At 41.8% G+C, this 17,449-nt stretch carries 14 protein-coding genes; 1 reads left to right on the top strand and 13 read right to left on the bottom strand.

Going from position 1 to position 17,449, the window contains the following annotated elements; genetic code table 11:
- Positions 1-25: 25 nt before the first annotated feature.
- From HQN88_RS14290 to HQN88_RS14250, 9 genes are all read right to left on the bottom strand, one after another.
- Positions 26-625, bottom strand: a complete 600-nt coding sequence (locus HQN88_RS14290; protein WP_173112858.1) for a type 2 periplasmic-binding domain-containing protein — start codon at positions 623-625, stop codon at positions 26-28.
- A gap of 5 nt (positions 626-630) precedes the next feature.
- Positions 631-1,680 carry an extracellular solute-binding protein gene (locus tag HQN88_RS14285; RefSeq protein WP_173112855.1) on the bottom strand — a complete coding sequence of 350 codons (1,050 nt, stop codon included), beginning with the start codon at positions 1,678-1,680 and terminating at the stop codon, positions 631-633.
- 87 nt (positions 1,681-1,767) lie between these two features.
- Positions 1,768-2,655 (bottom strand): carbohydrate ABC transporter permease, encoded by an 888-nt coding sequence (locus HQN88_RS14280; protein WP_216855710.1) that lies wholly within the window; start codon positions 2,653-2,655, stop codon positions 1,768-1,770.
- A gap of 15 nt (positions 2,656-2,670) precedes the next feature.
- The gene (locus HQN88_RS14275; RefSeq protein ID WP_173112852.1) at positions 2,671-3,621 is read right to left on the bottom strand and encodes an ABC transporter permease; all 951 of its coding nucleotides are present in this window, start codon (positions 3,619-3,621) and stop codon (positions 2,671-2,673) included.
- A gap of 209 nt (positions 3,622-3,830) precedes the next feature.
- The gene (locus HQN88_RS14270) at positions 3,831-5,243 is read right to left on the bottom strand and encodes a response regulator transcription factor (protein WP_173112849.1); all 1,413 of its coding nucleotides are present in this window, start codon (positions 5,241-5,243) and stop codon (positions 3,831-3,833) included.
- Positions 5,221-6,990: a cache domain-containing sensor histidine kinase gene (locus tag HQN88_RS38375; RefSeq protein WP_173112846.1), complete on the bottom strand. Its 1,770-nt coding sequence runs from the start codon at positions 6,988-6,990 to the stop codon at positions 5,221-5,223. Before HQN88_RS38375 ends, HQN88_RS14270 begins: the two co-directional genes overlap by 23 nt.
- 277 nt (positions 6,991-7,267) lie before the next feature.
- Positions 7,268-8,119, bottom strand: coding sequence for a carbohydrate ABC transporter permease (locus HQN88_RS14260; RefSeq protein ID WP_173112842.1), 852 nt, complete (start codon positions 8,117-8,119; stop codon positions 7,268-7,270).
- Positions 8,079-9,041 (bottom strand): carbohydrate ABC transporter permease, encoded by a 963-nt coding sequence (locus HQN88_RS14255; RefSeq protein ID WP_173112840.1) that lies wholly within the window; start codon positions 9,039-9,041, stop codon positions 8,079-8,081. Before HQN88_RS14255 ends, HQN88_RS14260 begins: the two co-directional genes overlap by 41 nt.
- Before the next feature lie 69 nt (positions 9,042-9,110).
- The gene (locus tag HQN88_RS14250) at positions 9,111-10,427 is read right to left on the bottom strand and encodes an ABC transporter substrate-binding protein (protein WP_173112837.1); all 1,317 of its coding nucleotides are present in this window, start codon (positions 10,425-10,427) and stop codon (positions 9,111-9,113) included.
- Positions 10,428-10,660: 233 nt separating this feature from the next.
- On the opposite strand from HQN88_RS14250, the gene HQN88_RS14245 reads away from it, so the two are divergent.
- Positions 10,661-12,997, top strand: a complete 2,337-nt coding sequence (locus tag HQN88_RS14245; protein ID WP_173112834.1) for a helix-turn-helix domain-containing protein — start codon at positions 10,661-10,663, stop codon at positions 12,995-12,997.
- Positions 12,998-13,105: 108 nt separating this feature from the next.
- Here the strand turns inward: HQN88_RS14245 and HQN88_RS14240 are convergent, their stop codons facing one another.
- From HQN88_RS14240 to HQN88_RS14225, 4 genes are read right to left on the bottom strand one after another with little or no spacing between them, the layout of a single operon-like run.
- Positions 13,106-14,215, bottom strand: coding sequence for a GerAB/ArcD/ProY family transporter (locus tag HQN88_RS14240; protein WP_173112831.1), 1,110 nt, complete (start codon positions 14,213-14,215; stop codon positions 13,106-13,108).
- A gap of 43 nt (positions 14,216-14,258) precedes the next feature.
- Positions 14,259-14,492 carry a hypothetical protein gene (locus HQN88_RS14235; protein ID WP_173112828.1) on the bottom strand — a complete coding sequence of 78 codons (234 nt, stop codon included), beginning with the start codon at positions 14,490-14,492 and terminating at the stop codon, positions 14,259-14,261.
- Between the two features lie 7 nt (positions 14,493-14,499).
- Complete coding sequence (locus tag HQN88_RS14230; RefSeq protein WP_173112825.1) at positions 14,500-15,702, bottom strand: Ger(x)C family spore germination protein; 1,203 nt, start codon at positions 15,700-15,702, stop codon at positions 14,500-14,502.
- Between the two features lie 3 nt (positions 15,703-15,705).
- A complete protein-coding gene (locus HQN88_RS14225; protein WP_173113122.1) occupies positions 15,706-17,310 on the bottom strand; it encodes a spore germination protein in 1,605 nt (534 codons plus the stop codon).
- Between the last annotated feature and the right edge of the window lie 139 nt (positions 17,311-17,449).

The following is a 17,449-nucleotide window of genomic DNA, read 5'->3' as shown; positions in this document are numbered from 1 at the left end:
CGAAATCGACCAGGGTGAATATCACTTACTTGATTCCCATTTGCTGTGACTTCTCATTCACTTCTTGAATGACTTTATCCAAGCCCTTTCCTTTATAAGCCTCTACTTCCTTCGTAAACATTTTCTCAACATCATCTGTACCTACCATGATTTTGATTAGTAAATCCGAGTTAATGACGGAGAATTTGTCTTTAGCTGGCGTTGATACTAGCGTCAATTCAGGTGAGAAGCTCGGAACTTTGGTATTACTTTTAATAAATTTCATATAATCAATCGCGTCTTTCTGCAGATCCTTATTCATCCAGCTTTGATCATTTGCATCATCCACGGGATACAAAGTTTCCCAAGTGGCTAATGTATTGAACACGAGTGTACTTGGATATTTCTCACCAATCACAGTTTTTGGATCAATCGGAACAATTTTAGCGCCATCTAGCTTGTAATCGACATTTTCGATCCCATAGTTCACGAGACGTTTTCCTTCGTTACTTAGCAAGTAATCGTAGAAATCCAAGATGCGTTCCATCTTTTTGTCGTTGATTTTGGCATTAAAATAGCTTTCTGACCAGTAGGTTTTGAATACAGGGTGGTACCTATTGCCATCTGTACTAACCAAAGGTTTCAACGATTTCACAGCTTCCGTAAATTTCTTGTCCGGATACACCTTGTTAAATCGATCTTTCTCAATTTTCTTATATTCTTATAGCCATTGATGTAACCACCACTAACTACAATCGCTGCTGCTTTACCAGAGGCGAATTTCTCATAATGTTGTTCACCTTTTAATAGGGGCAAATCTTTATCCACGATTCCTGACGAGAACCAATCGCGAGCTAACTTCAATGTAGGAATGGAATTTTTGCTGAAAATGGCTGGAATATATTTGCCCTCTTCCTTCACCCACTTGGAGTCAGCACCGCTGCCATCGGATGTAGCTAATGGATTGCTATACGTCCACAAAACATCCGGAGCTGTTTTCGGTAGTCCTGTTAAACCAACCGGTTTCTTTCCTTCGGGATTAGCGTTCACAATTTTGACCATCATATCTTTGAATTCATCGTACGTATTCGGTTCTTTCGTCACGCCTGCAGCCTGTGCCCAATCCCAGCGATAGAAAATAACACGATCGTTAGCGTTATAATCCAGTGATGGATACGTTCGTCTTGGAACACCGTAGAATTGTCCGTTGATTTTCGTTGCTTGAATATCATTCACATCTAGGTACTTAGATAAATTTTGATATTTGGAAAGGTCTTTCGGAAGCGGTTTGACAACGCCTTGATTCACCCAATTATAGAATGTTGGTGTTCCAATCGCGTCGATCGAGAATATATCCGGTAGTGAATCAGAAGCTGCCCAGAGATTAATCTTTTGCGCATAGTCATCCCACGTGATGCCAACAGGCTTGAACGTAACGTTAAACTTTTTAGAGAGGAGTTGATAAATAGCATCGTCTTTGGATTTAGCCAAGCCAGATTCGACATCCCATAAAGCAAGGGAAATCTCGATCGGATCCTTATACTTGCTTGCCTCAGCATTAGGCGAAGTTGTCACAACTTCATTCGTTGGTGTCGTACTAGCTACTCCTGTGTCAGCACTCTTACTGCTGCAAGCAGATAAAGATGTAGCGAAAACCACTGCAAGCATGGAGAACGTAAGACTCTTTTTCAACATTTTCATACTTGACCTCCCTGAGTACTTATTTTTTATATGAAAGAACAATGCCCCTATCCCATTATTCTTTGACACCAAACAATGTGTAACTGCCTACTCTTTCAACGAGCCCACCATAATCCCACTGGCAAAATGTTTCTGAAGAAATGGATACATAATAATGATCGGTAAGCTGGTTACAACAACGGAGGCCATCTGTACACCTTGTACATAGATGCTTTTGCTGTCACGAATGGCCGCACCTATGGAGCCGATATCCGTATTGAAGTTAATCAGTAATTCACGAAGCAGAATTTGCAGTGGCGCTTTAGAAGGAGAATGGATGAACAGTAAGGAGTTATACCACTCATTCCACCGTTCAACAGCGTAGAACAAAGCGAAAGTCGCCATGAATGGTGCCGAGATCGGTAAAATGATTTTGACTAATATGTAGAGATCATTGGCTCCGTCCATTTTGGCTGATTCTTCCAAACCCTCAGGGAGCGTGTTGAAATAATTTTTCATTATAATGAGATAGAACGTATTGATGGCTACCGGCAAGATCATTGAAAATACGTTATCGATTAAACCTAAATCTTTCACAAGTAAATACCAAGGAATTAAGCCGCCGTTGAAAAACATCGTGAAAATAATCAAAGTTAAAAATAAATTCCGACCTGGCAAGTTCTTTTTGGAAAGTGCATAAGCGCCTGTTACGGAAAGAAACATATTGATAGCAACGCCGACCACCGTTATAAATAGCGTAACTGTTAAGGAATGAAAGAACTGATCTTCACTCAGTATCGTTGTGTAGTTCGTGAGTACAAATGAAGTAGGGAATAAATACACTTTCTTTTTGGTAATCGCATCAAAAGAGGCAAATGAAGATAGGATGACGGTATAGAATGGAAACACCGAAATCAGTGCAAATACCGCTAAAAACATATGCCTCGCGAAGCTTGATACGGATACTCGGTTTCTTGATCCTGCTGAAACTTTCACTCTTTCTCCCCCTCTCTAGAACAGACCTTGCTCCCCAAACCGCTTCACGACATAGTTGGCCATCAGTAGTAACATCATACTGAGTACGGACTTGATAAAACCTGCTGCAGCCAGTAGCCCGAAATTACTTCCAACCGACATCGTCGTTCTTAAGATATACGTGTCTACCGTATCCGCCACCTCATATACTGGGGCACTGTACAGATTGTAAATCTGATCGAAACTAACATTCATCATAAGTCCTACGTTCAGAATGAATAAGATAGCTACGGTGGATTTAATGCCTGGCCATGAGACATGTATCATTTTCTTGAATGAACCAGCCCCATCCATGTCAGCGGCTTCGTACAATTCAGGATTAATACCGGCAAGTGCGGCCAGATAAATGATGGAATCCCATCCTACTTCTTTCCAGATATGCGTGACGTAGACGAGTGGTCGAAATATCTCTGGGTTCGTGAGAGGAGATGATGGATCCCACCCGAATAAGCCTGTAATCTGGTTGTAAACGCCTTGCGAGCCTAAAATATTTGTAATAATTCCGCCCAAGACGACCCAAGAGATGAAATGAGGAAAGGTGAGTACTGTTTGATATAGTTTTTTAATTCGTTGTCCAACGATTTGATTTAAGAGGAGGGCTAGAATAATGGGAATCGGAAAATGAAAAACAAGCTTACCTAGTGAAATAATAACTGTATTTTTTAATGAAACGATATACTGGCTGTCATTCAGAATATCTGTAAAGTTTTGAAGTCCAGCCCATGGACTGCCTCCAATACCTTTGCCGAAGTGGTATGTTTTAAACGCTAACGTCAAACCATACATGGGTATATAGCAAAATATGACATACCATGTAAGTATTGGAACTAACATAATATAAAAATACTTGTGGAACACAATTCTTCTCCACAAGCTGGATCGTTCCTGAACTGGCGTATTCAGAACTAGTTTCGTTGTGGTCGCCATTTGAACCCTCCCCTAAGATGTTGTTGATTTCTTAATGTTAATTTTATATGAATGTTTGGCTACGACGTATAGACATATCTAGGCAGAATTATTGAATCTTTCCGTTTTCTAGATATTGCGCATATAAGTTATCGTAGAATTTTACATATAAAATCTTGAAATCGTACACATCTCGAAGAAACGTCTCTATGCTGTATGGCGGTACAACCTTATTTACTTCTTTTGCGATAGTCGGATGGTGTGAGCCCTATCATTTTCTTGAATATTTTCGTGAAATAGAAATAATCATTAAAGCCCGATTTCTCGCTAATTTCCTGAATGGTCATGTCGGAACTAAGGAGCAAGTTTCCTGCATAATCAATTCGCAGTTTGGTGATATACTCTGTCAAATTGATCCCCATTTCCTTTTTAAATAAATAACTGACATAATTCGGGGTCACATAAAATAACTTGGAAATTTCATTTACATTGATATCCTTATAAAAGTTTTCTGCAACGAATTTCGCAACTCCGCGAATCGTTTGATGACCGATTTCCTCGTAAGATATCGTTGAAAGTGAAATTAGGTGCTGTTTCATTTGCGTTCTGAGCTCATCTAACATAGGGCCCACATGTGAAAACACATAGGCAAGCTGTTCAAAGTGTTCAATCCCGTAGTCTACATATAAAGAAAGCCTGTCATTCATAAGAAATATGATTTGGGTATACACCATATAAGCGTCTTTAATCGTAACTTGCATCGTCTGCAAACAATTCGTCATCTCTTGAAAGGAACTATCTATCAATTTCAGATCACGTTTACCAATCGCTGCTGCAATTACGCTCAATTGACTTCTGACATCATCTGACATTGGACGTTTCTCGTATCCGTCTTTTCTTCCTGTTATGAAAAAGTGAAACGCAGACACATGCGCGGCTTTTAATCCTTCTCTGATATCCTGTAGGTGAGTTATGTTTGTCACATAACCAAAGCTTACATCGTTAAGCGATTCTATATAGGGAATAAACAAATGGAAATCGGTTTGATTAATCAGAAATACACGTTTGCTTGGGCCAGTCTTCAACGAACAGTACGGAATGGCTGGCTCCAATGGGGAAAGGAACTGACCAACGATTTGAATGATGGCCAGTCCATTTTGTTCAAGATGAACACCTGCTTGGTACAGAAGTCGATTAACTTCTCGATAGTCCGACTCACTTTGCCCAAAAATCACGTCGATCAACGCTGTATGATCGTTCTTTTTACTCGCTTCGAGTTTTCGCTTCGTTTTCACAAGACAATCTCTAATCTCATTTTCTTCGAATGGCTTCAGGCAATAGCCTATAGCGCCATATTGCATGGCTTTCTGTGCATATACAAACTCGGCATGTCCACTCGCCACGACAAATTGAATGTCCTCTACTTTGCTTGCAGCGCGTTTCATTAACTCAAGACCGTTCATGCCAGGCATTTTTATATCCGTAAATACCAAATTCGGCTTGTTTTCTTCGATAAACTTCAATGCTTCATCCGCGTTATTGGCTTCACCCACGATTTGAAAGCCATAATCTTCCCACACGATACTCGATCTCAAACTCTGTATAACCCAATCTTCATCATCAACTAGCAGGACTTTGAACATAATCTTCCCCCTTGAACGGCAATTGCATGACGACTTCTGTACCTTGATTCTCCACGCTTAGTATCGTTATACCGAACTCATCGCCACACATAAACTTAATTCGATTAGCGACGTTATGGATGCCAATATGCTGCCCCCGATCTCGACTAGCATTCATGGAAGCGACAACGTCGTCGTGCATGCCGACACCGTTATCTGTAACGCGAATAATAAGTCTATGGAATGGATCGATCTCCGCTGTAATAAGCAGAAGACCTTTCATCGTTAAAGGCTCAAGCCCATGAATGATCGCGTTCTCGACTATGGGTTGGAGAATCATTCTTGGAACCAGGCACTTTAGCGCATCGGACGAAATGTCCAATTGAATGTCAAATCTTTCTTTGAACCTTGCTTTCTGTATTCTTAGATAGGCGCTGATCATGTCCAACTCCTCTTGCAGCAACACTTCCTCAGCGCCTTTGATACTATAGCGGAAAATGCGACTTAAATCTTGAACCAACTCTTTGATTTCGGGTACGCCTTTAATCGAAGCCATGCCTTTAATCATTTCGAACGTGTTATATAAAAAATGAGGATTAATCTGGCTCTGCAAGAAAGCTAATTCCGCTTGCTTCTTCTCGATCTCTACTTTATACAACTGCACATTCGTTTGGATCAAGTTTTGCGTTAAGGAATCGATCTCATTGAACATCGTATTCAATTTGGAAGAAAGAATCGTCATTTCGAAATAACCCTCTAGATGAATATTCTCCTTGGGCGCGACGGATTGCTGTGTACGGATACCTTTAATAAAATTAGCCAATTGACGAATCGGTTTCATTAGGTTATTCATAATCAAGGTAAATGGCAGTGAGAGAATGAACATGGCAGTGAGCAGCAGATAGAAAACATTTAACCTGAGTTCCCTTATTTCTGCATATAACGCTTTTTCAGAAACCGCGCTTATAATCGTACCGCCTAGTTCTGGAATTCGTTCCGTATGCACAATGTTTCTCTCGCCATTCAACATAAGCGTAGCCGATTGTCCTTCTAAATTTTCAGCTGTATGTAGGAAATCAGTTATTTCTTTACCAGAAGCCATGTCATTGGAGGAAAAAAGCTGATGATCACGATCTATCAAATAAAACTTCATCTCTTCGCCATCAATTTTAGGAACAGAAATAGGAGCTATTTCTTTGGCATCAATAACCAAATAACAATAGCCGATTTGTTTGCCAATAAATTCTGGGTCATAAGCTGCAAAAATAGATAATCCTGCAATGAAAAAATGAGATCCAGCAATATTGGATCCATATTTCACTTCTTTAAGCCCTGTAATAAAAGGGGTAGCGCTAAAAAGCTGCTGATACTTGGTTACATATTCATTACCGCCAAACGTACTGTAGAAATTCCCTGAATTTCCTACTACAATGACGTCTACAATGCCATCTTTCATGAGTCTAGCATTATTTAATACACTGCCGATTTTTTTACTAATTTCATATTTTTTCCCATAGTCTTTTTCTAGCATAAATTCTTGCATGTCCGGATTATAAGCTATGTTCATTAAAAGATTATCCATACTATTCTTATACGATGATATATCGTGTTGTAATTGTGAGATCATGTTTAAGGTATACTCATCATTTTTTTGTTTAATGATATGTTTGTTTTGCGAGTAAAAAACTAAAAAGATGACCACTAATAGAACAAACGTCGAAGCAGCGAGAAAAAAGAGCTGATTTCTAATCGTAATTTTACTGAACACAACATGTCCCCCTCACGACAGATAATATACATACGACTTCTAAGCCAATAACCAACTGAATAAGCGATCTCTGTAAAGGAGTGAGAGGATGGAGGAGATAATTCGAAGTGTGCTAAGAGTAAGATTGCATGAATTCCTTACACTTTTTACTAATGTTAACGTAATTTAAGCGAAAGAACAATCGTGAGATTTATAGCATAAATCCATTAAATAAACTAAAAAAAACAAGTTCAAACCACCTTCACTTAAGGGTTTGAACTTGCTTTTATACGCCTTCCTATTCTTTTACAGCACCGGCTGTTAAACCAGCCACCATATACTTCTGGAAAAATAGAAACAGAATGACAATTGGAATCGTTGCCGTCACACAGACCGTCATAATATTTGCCCAGTCATACGCCACTTCACCCATGTACCGAATGGAAATGCCGGGGTTCAGCGTCCGCAAATTATCCTTATTAATGAGGGTTAAGGAGTACAACAAATCATCCCATGAAAGAATGAACGTATAAATCCCAACGGAAAAGATCCCCGGCTTTGAAAGCGGAAAAATAATGCGAAACAGAATACCGAACCGGCTGCAGCCGTCGATTTTGGCGGCTTCTTCGAGCGAATGCGGGATGTTGTCGAAGAACACTTTGATCATCCAGATAGAGAATGGCAAGGATGCCGTCGTAAGTGCAATGACCAAGCCTGCATGTGTGTTCAGCAGACCGTATGATTTGTACATGGCATAAAGCGCAATCAGCAGTGAAACGACCGGCAGCATCTGCGTCGACAGAATAGCGAACATCAGAAAGTTTTTGAATTTAAAATGGAATCTGGAAAAGCCGTATCCGGCAAACATCGCCACAAGCAACGTAATCAATGTTGTACAGCCGCTGACAAACAAACTATTACGATAATAAATCACAAAGTAATTGTCGGCGAACAGCTTGACATAATGCGCAAGAACAGGCTTCTTCGGAATCCATTCCGGCGGTATCTGAAACAGCACGGAATTATCTTTGAATGAAGTGACGAACATCCAGTACAACGGAAAGATGAGAAAGAGAATGAATACGAGCAAACCCGCATATTGCCCAAGATTAGGTAGCTTGCTTTTGCTTGACGGAGCCGATCTTTGCATGCCTCTTCTCCTTTCTAGATGCCGGTGTGTCTTCTCCCAAAGCGAAGAGCTTGTTATAAAGACTTGAAATAAGGACCATGATGATGAGCCATAATGCCCCAATTGCAGCACCTTTTCCTAAGTTCATCTGGACAAACGCCGCTTTATAACTGTAAATCGCCAACGTCGTCGTTTTGTCTAGCGGTCCGCCGCCTGTCATGATCCAGAAGAGCGGGAACATTTTGAAGTTCTCAATTATCGAAATCAGCGTAATCGTCTTGATGTTGTTCTTGAGCAATGGAAGGGTGATGTTGGTCAAAATCTGCCAGCGGTTCGCGCCGTCGATACGCGCTGCCTCATACATATCTTCGGAGATGCCTTGCATCCCTGCAAGCAGCATCGTACTCATGAATGGCAGCTGGCGCCAGAGTGCCGTCACGATCACCGCTGGAAGCGCGAGATCCATATTCGTTAACCATTCCTGTGGCTTGTCGATGATGTGGAGCTGCTGAAGTACGTAGTTAATTAAGCCGTATTGCGGCTGGAACAGCCACATCCAAAGCAGCGCGGAAACAATGGTCGGTACTATCCAAGGAATGAGTATGATCGTACGAAAAAATTTCTTGAAGCGAATCGAGCTGTTTAGGATCAGGGCCAATGCCATGCCTAGTACAAACTGGACACCTACGATACAAAAGACATAGGTTAAGGTGACGCGAAGCGCAGTGAAAAATTCACCGTCCTGCAAAATTTCCTTATAATTTGCAAAGTTGTTCCACGGCTGACTTTTCATGCTTAGCAATGAAACTTTAAAAAAGCTCATTGTAATGGACTTTACGATCGGTATGCCAATCGTAAAGAGCAGCATGGCCAGTGCTGGTAAAATCAGCGCGAGTAAAAAAAGGCGGTCCTTCGCCAGCTCGGAAAGTCTTGTTCCTCTCATGTATGATTCACTCCTATCCGCTTCTAAAGGGAGAGTTCCGGGCGGAACTCTCCTGCCAGATGATGGTTGTTATTTCAGGGATGTTTTCAGCTTCGCGTCAAGCTCTTGCGCAGCTTTCTCCGGTGTAGCGGTATCCGTCGACACTTTCAACAGCGCATCGGCAATGTCGATGTACGCTTGCTCCATACCAGGGTGATTCTTAGGCAGCGGTTGAATGTTAGTCATTTGCTGCATCAGTACTTTATCGAATTCGCTTTCCGTGAACATCGAACTGAGCGATTTGCGAGCGGAGATCACGTCATTCTTTGTATGATAAATCGAGATCGCTTCTTTATCGGTCAAATATTTAATGAAGTCGGCAGCGGCTTGTTTATGCTTGGAATCGGCCGAGATGACAAGGCCGTGCGCTTCTCCGATCGACACACTCTTGCCTGTTGCACCTGCCGGAATCGGAGCCGCTCCCCACACTTTGTCAAACTCTGCGCCTTTACCGCTCAAATTGCGGAACACCGCTTTTCCGTAGTTCCCGTCAACATACATGCCTAATTGGCCGATGGAGAAAAGGTTTCGAAGATCCTTCAGCTTCGCGCCAGACGGACCGATGCCGTCTTTCACCAAGCTTTTATAATAGTTCAATGTACTCACCATTTCTGGCGTATTCGCGTTTACTTTGCCATTTGTATCCAAAATAGATCCGCCAAAGCCGTATAAGTTCCGCATCGCGATCTCGCCGTTAATCGCCAGCTTGTCGGATGGCTCGCCGAAGCCATAAATCTTCTGACCACTGTCTGTTTTCAAATTTGAAATCGCCTTTGCCGCCTTCAGCATTTCGTCCACCGTTGCAGGTGCTTTATCCGGCAAGCCTGCTTTCTTGAACAGCTCTTTATTATAGTAGAGAATGTATGGCGTCGGCGCCCAAGGTACTCCCATCAGTTTGCCATTATAAGAGAAATCTTCCTTAAAGCTTGGCATTAAATCATCTACATATGATTTGCCCATGAGATCATCCAATGGCGTAATAATATCCGAGGCTGCATAAGAACCGAACCAAGCTGGGAACGTTTGAATAATATCCGGTGCATTCCCCGTTGAAGCCATGACGAACGTTTGCTGTTTAATATCCGCAAAAGGAATGCCGACAAACTCAATTTTGACGTTCGGATTACTCACTTCGTAATTTTTCACCATTTCTTCTAATGCGCCTTTAGTTGCCGCCTCACTAATACTCCAGGATGCAAACGTCAATTTAAACGGTTCGCTGCTCTTCCCTATACTCGCTGTTGCTCCTGCCTCTTTAGGTGTATCTGTGTTCGAGCCGCATGCAGTAAGTGCGCTGGTCAGCAAAGCTGCCGATAATGTTAAGTACGCCGCTTTTTTCATCTTCATCTTGTAGTTCCTCCCTTTTGGTTGAAGCTTTATTTGTTGTGTGAACTTCACACCTTTATTATCGATGTCCCCATGTAGACCGTATATCTCCAATGCGAGAGAAACACACATAAATCATGACTTTGCGCATCATCAAGTCTTGACATCTCTCATAAATTCATGACATTTGGTCTGTTATTCAGTTTGTTTTTGACTTCAAGGCTCTCGTTTATGGCATAATATGAGTACTTATTATGAAGCAGGTGATTGTTCTGGTTTCTATCGTAAACCTACAAAGGTCGCTCCAAGAATTGCCGAAGCTGTTCTGGACATATTTCATTTCCTACTTGATTGTCATTCTCTTACCACTTATTGCACTGAGTTATGCATCCTATAATTTCACTGTATCCACGCTGGAGAACGAATTGAGTCAGGCAACCATCTACGCGTCCAAACAAAAAAATGCTTCCATCGAGAATACGATATCTGAAATCCAATCGATCGCCATTAGAATCGGACTAGACGGTCGGATCACCAGCTTTCTGAACGACTCGACGAATCCGTTCCTTTTGAATGAGACTCGCGATATTCTAAAAACCGCCGCTTCCGCTAACCAAGCCATACAGTCGATCGACTTTTATGCCAAAGAAGCTAATCTGATTATTGCCTCTGACGGCTATACGCGCACATATACGAATTCAACACAAGATACTTGGATCGATGGGGATCTCGGTAAGAACGAAATGGGTTTTTGGCTAAGCTCTCGTCACGGCAACGGTATTGATCTAGATAAAATTGTGACTTATGTCGTCAAGGTGCCCGTACAACGAAATGAATTTCAAGGTCTCTTGGCAGTGCATATTCATGAATCTGTCCTAAGCAGTCTGCTTCAGAAAATGGAAGGCAATCCGCACACCATTACTTACATTATGGACCATCTGGGCAACGTCATCTCCACCTCCGCTGCAGCTTCATTGAATCCGGAACATGTCCAAGCCTTATTCCAAGAGAGCAGCAAGGCTCCTGCCAGCATCGGGTACCGCATTTTGAAACAAGATGGCGATCGAAATCTCATTACATATGTCAAAACACTGCATAATCAGTGGAGCATTGTCACCGAAACGCCCTTACAGTATTTACTCTCCAAACTGTCCTATATTCGGACTGTCGCTTGGGCCGCTTTTATCATTTTAGTTGCTATGGGACTTATTCTATCCTATTTCATATCCAGAAAGATGATCAGTCCGATTCAATTATTAATTAAAAAGACGCTTCCTTATAATAAAAGCGGCAATGAAGCAAAAGATCCGCTTCGACCGCAGAAGAACGAACTGGAAGCGATCTCTCATATTCTGGATCATGTATTCCGTAAAAATGAGGCTTGGGAGCAGCAGTTTCATATGAATTTGCCTGTATTACGAGAACGATTCCTGCTTGCCCTTATCAATCATAAATACAGCAGTATTCACGAAATGAATGGTAAATTGGAATTTCTGCATCTGCAATTTCCGTATCCGCAGTACGTCGTTTTCCTAATTGAGATCGATGATTACAGCCTGCTCGTCGGCAGTTACTCCGTTACAGACCAAAACTTGTATAAATACGCCATGATGAACATTGCCGAAGAAATTGCGACCGTCAGCCATATCGCTTTAGCTGCTGAAGCGGATGAGAACCAGCTCGCACTGCTGGTCAATATTGGCGGTGACTCCGATCATATGAAACACGAGCTTGCAGCGCTAGGCGAGCAAATTAAGAACGTAATTTACCAATTGCTGAAAATCTCCGTTACCATTGGTATCGGACGTCCTTATCCACAGCTTTTGGACGCCCATTATTCCTACAAAGAAGCGTGTGAGGTCATTCGCTCCAAGATTATGGTCGGTACCAATACCGTACTCACCTATGAGGATTTGATTAAGGAAGTGGATGACGAGTTCTATTTGCCGCCGCATTTTACCAATCACATGTACAACTTCTTAAAAGCCGGGCAGCTGAGTGAGGCACTTGGCAGTCTTGAAGAATTGTATCAACAGATGAAGGCGCGCACGAAGTTGAGCGAGGAAGTCATTTTCCGGACGTATAATTTGATCGTGGAAGATATTTTACGCAATATGCAGGAATTTAACGTGCAGACCGAAACGATTTTCGGCAAAAACCATAACCTTTTTCGTGAACTAGCCTCCAAAGAGACGATACAGGCAATCCATGAATGGATTTGCGGCATGGTGCAAAAAATGTATCACGCACTAGAGCAGCAACAGCCCAAAAAGAATACACACATCGAAACCGTCATCGCCTATATGGATGCGAATTACAATCAAGACCTCTCGGTCGAAATGATCGCCGAGCAAGTGAATTTGAATCATGCCTACGTCAGCCGCATGTTTAAGCAGGAAGTTGGCAAAACCATGCTGGAATATCTAACGCTGAAGCGTCTCGAGGTCAGCAAGGTGTTTCTGAAGGAAACCGAGCAAACGATTCTTGAAATTGCGACGAATGTCGGCTATAACAACGTCAACAGCTTCATTCGGTTCTTTAAGCGCTATGAGGGGCTAACCCCAGGAGATTACCGCAAAACAATTCGCTGATAGGCTTGATATGAGAAAAAGAGAGCTATCAACACTGCTTTAGAGTGCTGAAGCTCTCTTTCTAAGTTACAATTTCTTACGAGGCTCACTAAGGGATACTCTTCTTTTTTAATGACTTGCCTTTCTTCGCAATCTAACTTTCCTCCAACTCGCTAATAGAAGCAAAACAACAGGAATGACTAGCGCAAACGTCGCTGTGAATAATGTCCACGATTCCTCAGCGAAATCTAGTGAGTAGGACCGATTTGGACTAACGATCTGAGCAAGCGGGACTATTACAACAGCTAAGGGAAAAACCAGAAATTTGGATTCCCTTAATTGAAAGGTCTGTTTGATGAGAAGCGTGGATGCACAGAACGTAAGCGTAAGCTTAAAGAACATTGAAATATACCAGATTCCCGACACAACTTCTTCTATCCGTTGAATAAAACCGCCAAATCTAATGTACCTAGCTAGTGCGTAACTTGGGTACAACTGAATGACAGTGATATAGGCACCAAGAACCAAAATAGAAAATAAGATCATGCTTGTGAGCACTACTGATCCAATCAATGCCCCCCATATAAAAGACTTCTTCCATTTCTTCGTCTTTACATAAGGGAAAATCATCAGAAAGACACTTAATTCTAGAAATGGATCCACCACAAAGAGAATCGCACTTTCAATGATGGGTTTCGCTTCCGTTGCCATGATAGGTTGAATATTTTGAACTTTAATTTCTGGTAATAAAAAACCAAAAAAAATGAGCAATAATACCATAACAAAAGGGAACATGACTTCCCCAGCACGTCCCAAAGTCTCAATGCCTAGTCTTGCAGCTGTAACGATCATGATCATAAACATCGCGTGAATGACCATGATTGGTGTTTCCGTTAACGTCTGTGTTGAAACAAAATCTCCAATTTCCCGCAGTAAAATAGCTGAAAACAGGAGATAAAAGGCAAGGAACAATAAGGATACTGTTTTCCCTAACCATTTACCCAAAAGAAGCTCGTTGTATTCCACGATTGTCAATCCAGGAAATCTGCCCCCAAGTGAGAGATATATCCAGATAGGCACGATTCCTGCGATCATCCCAATCAAGGCCGCAATCCACGCATCTTGATCAGCTCCATGCGAAATCACGCCTGGCATGAGGACGATTGCAGAGCCCATTGTATAAAATATGACTAAAACCATAAACTGCCGTGAACTGATTTGTACGAAAGTAGGATCCATTTTACCCTTCCTAACCCATTAAAAAATGAGAACAGTAGCGCATTTACTTAAATAAACGCATGAGGAAATCGCTAGCAGGTAAGTAAAATGCTTTTATCCAATCGACTGGGTTTGGAATTTCCATATGCAAGGTTTGAGCCAAATTTAACCCTGTTCCCACCAAGAGTAGAAAGAAGAATAGGACTAGCTCCCTGTTCATTTTCCTCTTCCACAAAGGAACAGCATCTATTACGATGATCATTGTGACAACAATAAGGATTCCTGCTACAACAATCAATGGAAGATTACTCCTTTTTCTTCATTTCTTCGAGAAGGGAATTGGAAATCGTTCCAGTTAGTCGTATTCTCGCATCAACCTGTACATTTACTGTTAGTTCGGGAAATAACACATGCCAATCTTTTTTTATGTTCCTCCACGCCTTCGGATCATCACGGTGAATAGCTTCACCAAACCCGAAAATATCCGATTTATACCTTGTTTGAACCTCATGGATCGCATGTTCCAAAAGCTCCTTTAACTTCTCGCTCGACATCTTCTGGAGTTCATCGATCGTTTGTAATTGAGTCAAGTCAATTTGGCATTTGACCTCTGCGATATTTTGTTCGACGAGCAGTTTAATATCGATATGCGGCTTCCCGTTTTCCACGATGCCCTTCACGTTAGATTTGGTTTGCAAGACTTCAAACGAGATAGATCCCCCTTTTGGACAACCGATAATCCCAATCGTACGCTTCACATTACCCACAATATAGTTGAATCCCTTGCTGTCTTGTTCGTCTAACCACCCAATCAGTTTATCTTTGTTGAATACGGCCAGTCCCTTATAAAAGACAATATCATGAGGGGTTGTCGTCTCCAAGTTTTTCAATGACCTCCCATCCTCTTCATCACCGATCGTTTGCACGCCAGAAAGGACTGGATTCTTGCCTTCACTAACCATATCCGTAATGAGCTTATCCAACGCTATACTGGTTGTTGGCGCCCACTCTTTAGAGGATACTTTCAACGTATCAAATAGACTGTTGGCTGGAAGCGGCTCCAGAGCTGTCAAGATCGATAAGATATCTGCTCCTTTGCCTCCTTTGGCAATAACAATCGAAAAATCATTCCTAAACCCATGATTCCGAGATATATAATCTAACGCTTCAGCGATTCCCTCTCGTGCTAATGGCTCTCCGATTGATAAAATACGTAAATGAGACATATATGGCTTTCTAGGGGAGATCGTTGTCATTTTTCTGAGCGCTTCTGAAATAGAATTCGCCTTACTCACATAAGTCGTGGCAGGAATTCGAGATGATGTACCTTTCGCATTCACTTGTTGGGGCTCAATGACCTGTATGGACACCTCGAGTTGGTCTCCGCTTTTATCAATGGACATACCCGCTACAATAGCCAAATCCGTTAGTTCATTGCGATTCCAGCAGCCTGTAAGCATCATAAATATACCCATAAAAAAGAGGGGTATGACTATCCTCTTCACCATAGGTCACCCCTCCGTTTCATTCCTTTTCGGTGGAGCAGGAGCGTTCGTCTGTTCACGCACGACGTTTAACTTATTTATGATACGTGGACGAGAAAAAAGTGCCCATAAAGGTACGCGCATGATCGTATCCTTGTTTCCCTTTAGATTAAAAGGCGCAAATGGGCTCATATAAGGCACCCCAAATGAGCGTAAGCTGCACAAGTGAAGCACCAAAATAATAACCCCAATGATAATCCCATATAACCCAAAAGATGCAGCCAAAGCCATCATTGGGAAACGAAGCATCCGAATTGACGTGGAAAGCGTGAAGGCAGGAACAACGAAGCCTGCAATCGCAGTGATCGACACCACGATAACCATCGCCGCCGATACAATGCCAGCTTCTACAGCTGCTGTCCCCATAACTAGCGAACCTACGATCGTGAGTGAACTTACAATAGCTTTGGGCATACGCAAACTGCCCTCACGAACGACTTCGAATGTCAATTCCATCATCAGAGCTTCGATAAATGCGGGAAAGGGAACTCCCTCCCGTTGAGCAGCTAAACTAACTAGAAGCTGAGTGGGTAGCATTTCCTGATGAAATGTCGTTATGGCAATGTATAAAGACGGGCCCAATAACGCGATAAGAAAGGACGTGTAACGTAAAATTCGAAGTAAGGTACTGATATCCCAACGCTGATAGTAATCTTCCGCAGCTTGTAAGAAGGAAGCAAATAAGGCAGGGACGACGAGGGCTACAGGCGTGCCATCTACCAGAATAGCCACTTTCCCTTCCAACATTTCAGCAGCTATAACATCAGGACGTTCTGAGCTATAAATAGTAGGAAAAGGAGTGAACGTTTTATCCTCAATCAACTCTTCGATATATCCACTTTCCAGAATACTGTCGATGTCAATATCATCTAACCGTTTTCGGACTTCTTCCACAATATGATCATCTGTAATTCCTTTGATATACATGATGGCCACATTCGTTTGTGTAACTCTCCCAATCTTTCTCGATTCCAACCATAGATTAGGATCTTTGATTTTTCGGCGAAGTAACGCTGTGTTCGTTCTAAGGTTCTCCGAAAACCCTTCTCTTGGTCCTCGCATAACCGTTTCATTATTAGATTCCGTTACACCCCGTTCAACCCAACCACGCATTCCGATAGCAAAACCTTGTGAATAGCCATCAACCAAGAGAATGACATCGCCAGATAATAATAAATTGAATAAGGAATTAAAATCAGCCACTTCTTCGATTTCGCTTACGGCAAGGATTTGATTTTTAAACTTTTCTAACCAAATTTCATGAGGGGGTGACGTCGTACCTCGCTCTAGATGAATTTCTGGTAATAACGAATCCATGATGAAGTTTTGGACGGATATCGTATCGGTCAGCCCATCCGTGAATAAAATGCACACTTTAAACTTCTCTTCACTGCCTAGTGTGAATTCTCTAAGAATGATATCTGAACTGTTGCCAAGTTTTTTCTTAACCTCTTGAATATTATCTTGCAGATTCACGTGTAATAAGTTTAAAGAAGAATCGATGCCCGAAATGATCTGTTGGGAAGAAGTACGACGAAAACTGCTCTTCGTTAGTTTCTTAAAGAAGTCCATCATGACATCCTCTCATTTCATTAACATACTTATTTCTCATTATCACCACATTCGATGGTTTTAGACTTTTTAAAGACCAGCTTTTACAATTCACTATTTGGGCAATAATTAAAACAAGAAACCATATTTCCAGAAGGGG

Origin of the sequence: Paenibacillus qinlingensis, assembly GCF_013204845.1 — a bacterium.
Lineage (GTDB): Bacteria > Bacillota > Bacilli > Paenibacillales > NBRC-103111 > Paenibacillus_E > Paenibacillus_E qinlingensis.
The sequence above is the reverse complement of the archived record's forward strand: the minus strand, read 5'-3'. Positions and strand labels throughout refer to the sequence as shown.

Excerpts from the sequence above, each read along its gene's own strand:
- HQN88_RS14285 (WP_173112855.1), bottom strand. The coding sequence starts at position 1,680 with ATGAAAATGTTGAAAAAGAGTCTTACGTTCTCCATGCTTGCAGTGGTT.
- HQN88_RS14275 (WP_173112852.1), bottom strand. The coding sequence starts at position 3,621 with ATGGCGACCACAACGAAACTAGTTCTGAATACGCCAGTTCAGGAACGA.
- HQN88_RS14270 (WP_173112849.1), bottom strand. The coding sequence starts at position 5,243 with ATGTTCAAAGTCCTGCTAGTTGATGATGAAGATTGGGTTATACAGAGT.
- HQN88_RS14260 (WP_173112842.1), bottom strand. The coding sequence starts at position 8,119 with ATGCAAAGATCGGCTCCGTCAAGCAAAAGCAAGCTACCTAATCTTGGG.
- HQN88_RS14255 (WP_173112840.1), bottom strand. The coding sequence starts at position 9,041 with ATGAGAGGAACAAGACTTTCCGAGCTGGCGAAGGACCGCCTTTTTTTA.
- HQN88_RS14250 (WP_173112837.1), bottom strand. The coding sequence starts at position 10,427 with ATGAAGATGAAAAAAGCGGCGTACTTAACATTATCGGCAGCTTTGCTG.
- HQN88_RS14245 (WP_173112834.1), top strand. The coding sequence starts at position 10,661 with ATGAAGCAGGTGATTGTTCTGGTTTCTATCGTAAACCTACAAAGGTCG.
- HQN88_RS14240 (WP_173112831.1), bottom strand. The coding sequence starts at position 14,215 with ATGGATCCTACTTTCGTACAAATCAGTTCACGGCAGTTTATGGTTTTA.
- HQN88_RS14230 (WP_173112825.1), bottom strand. The coding sequence starts at position 15,702 with ATGGTGAAGAGGATAGTCATACCCCTCTTTTTTATGGGTATATTTATG.
- HQN88_RS14225 (WP_173113122.1), bottom strand. The coding sequence starts at position 17,310 with ATGGACTTCTTTAAGAAACTAACGAAGAGCAGTTTTCGTCGTACTTCT.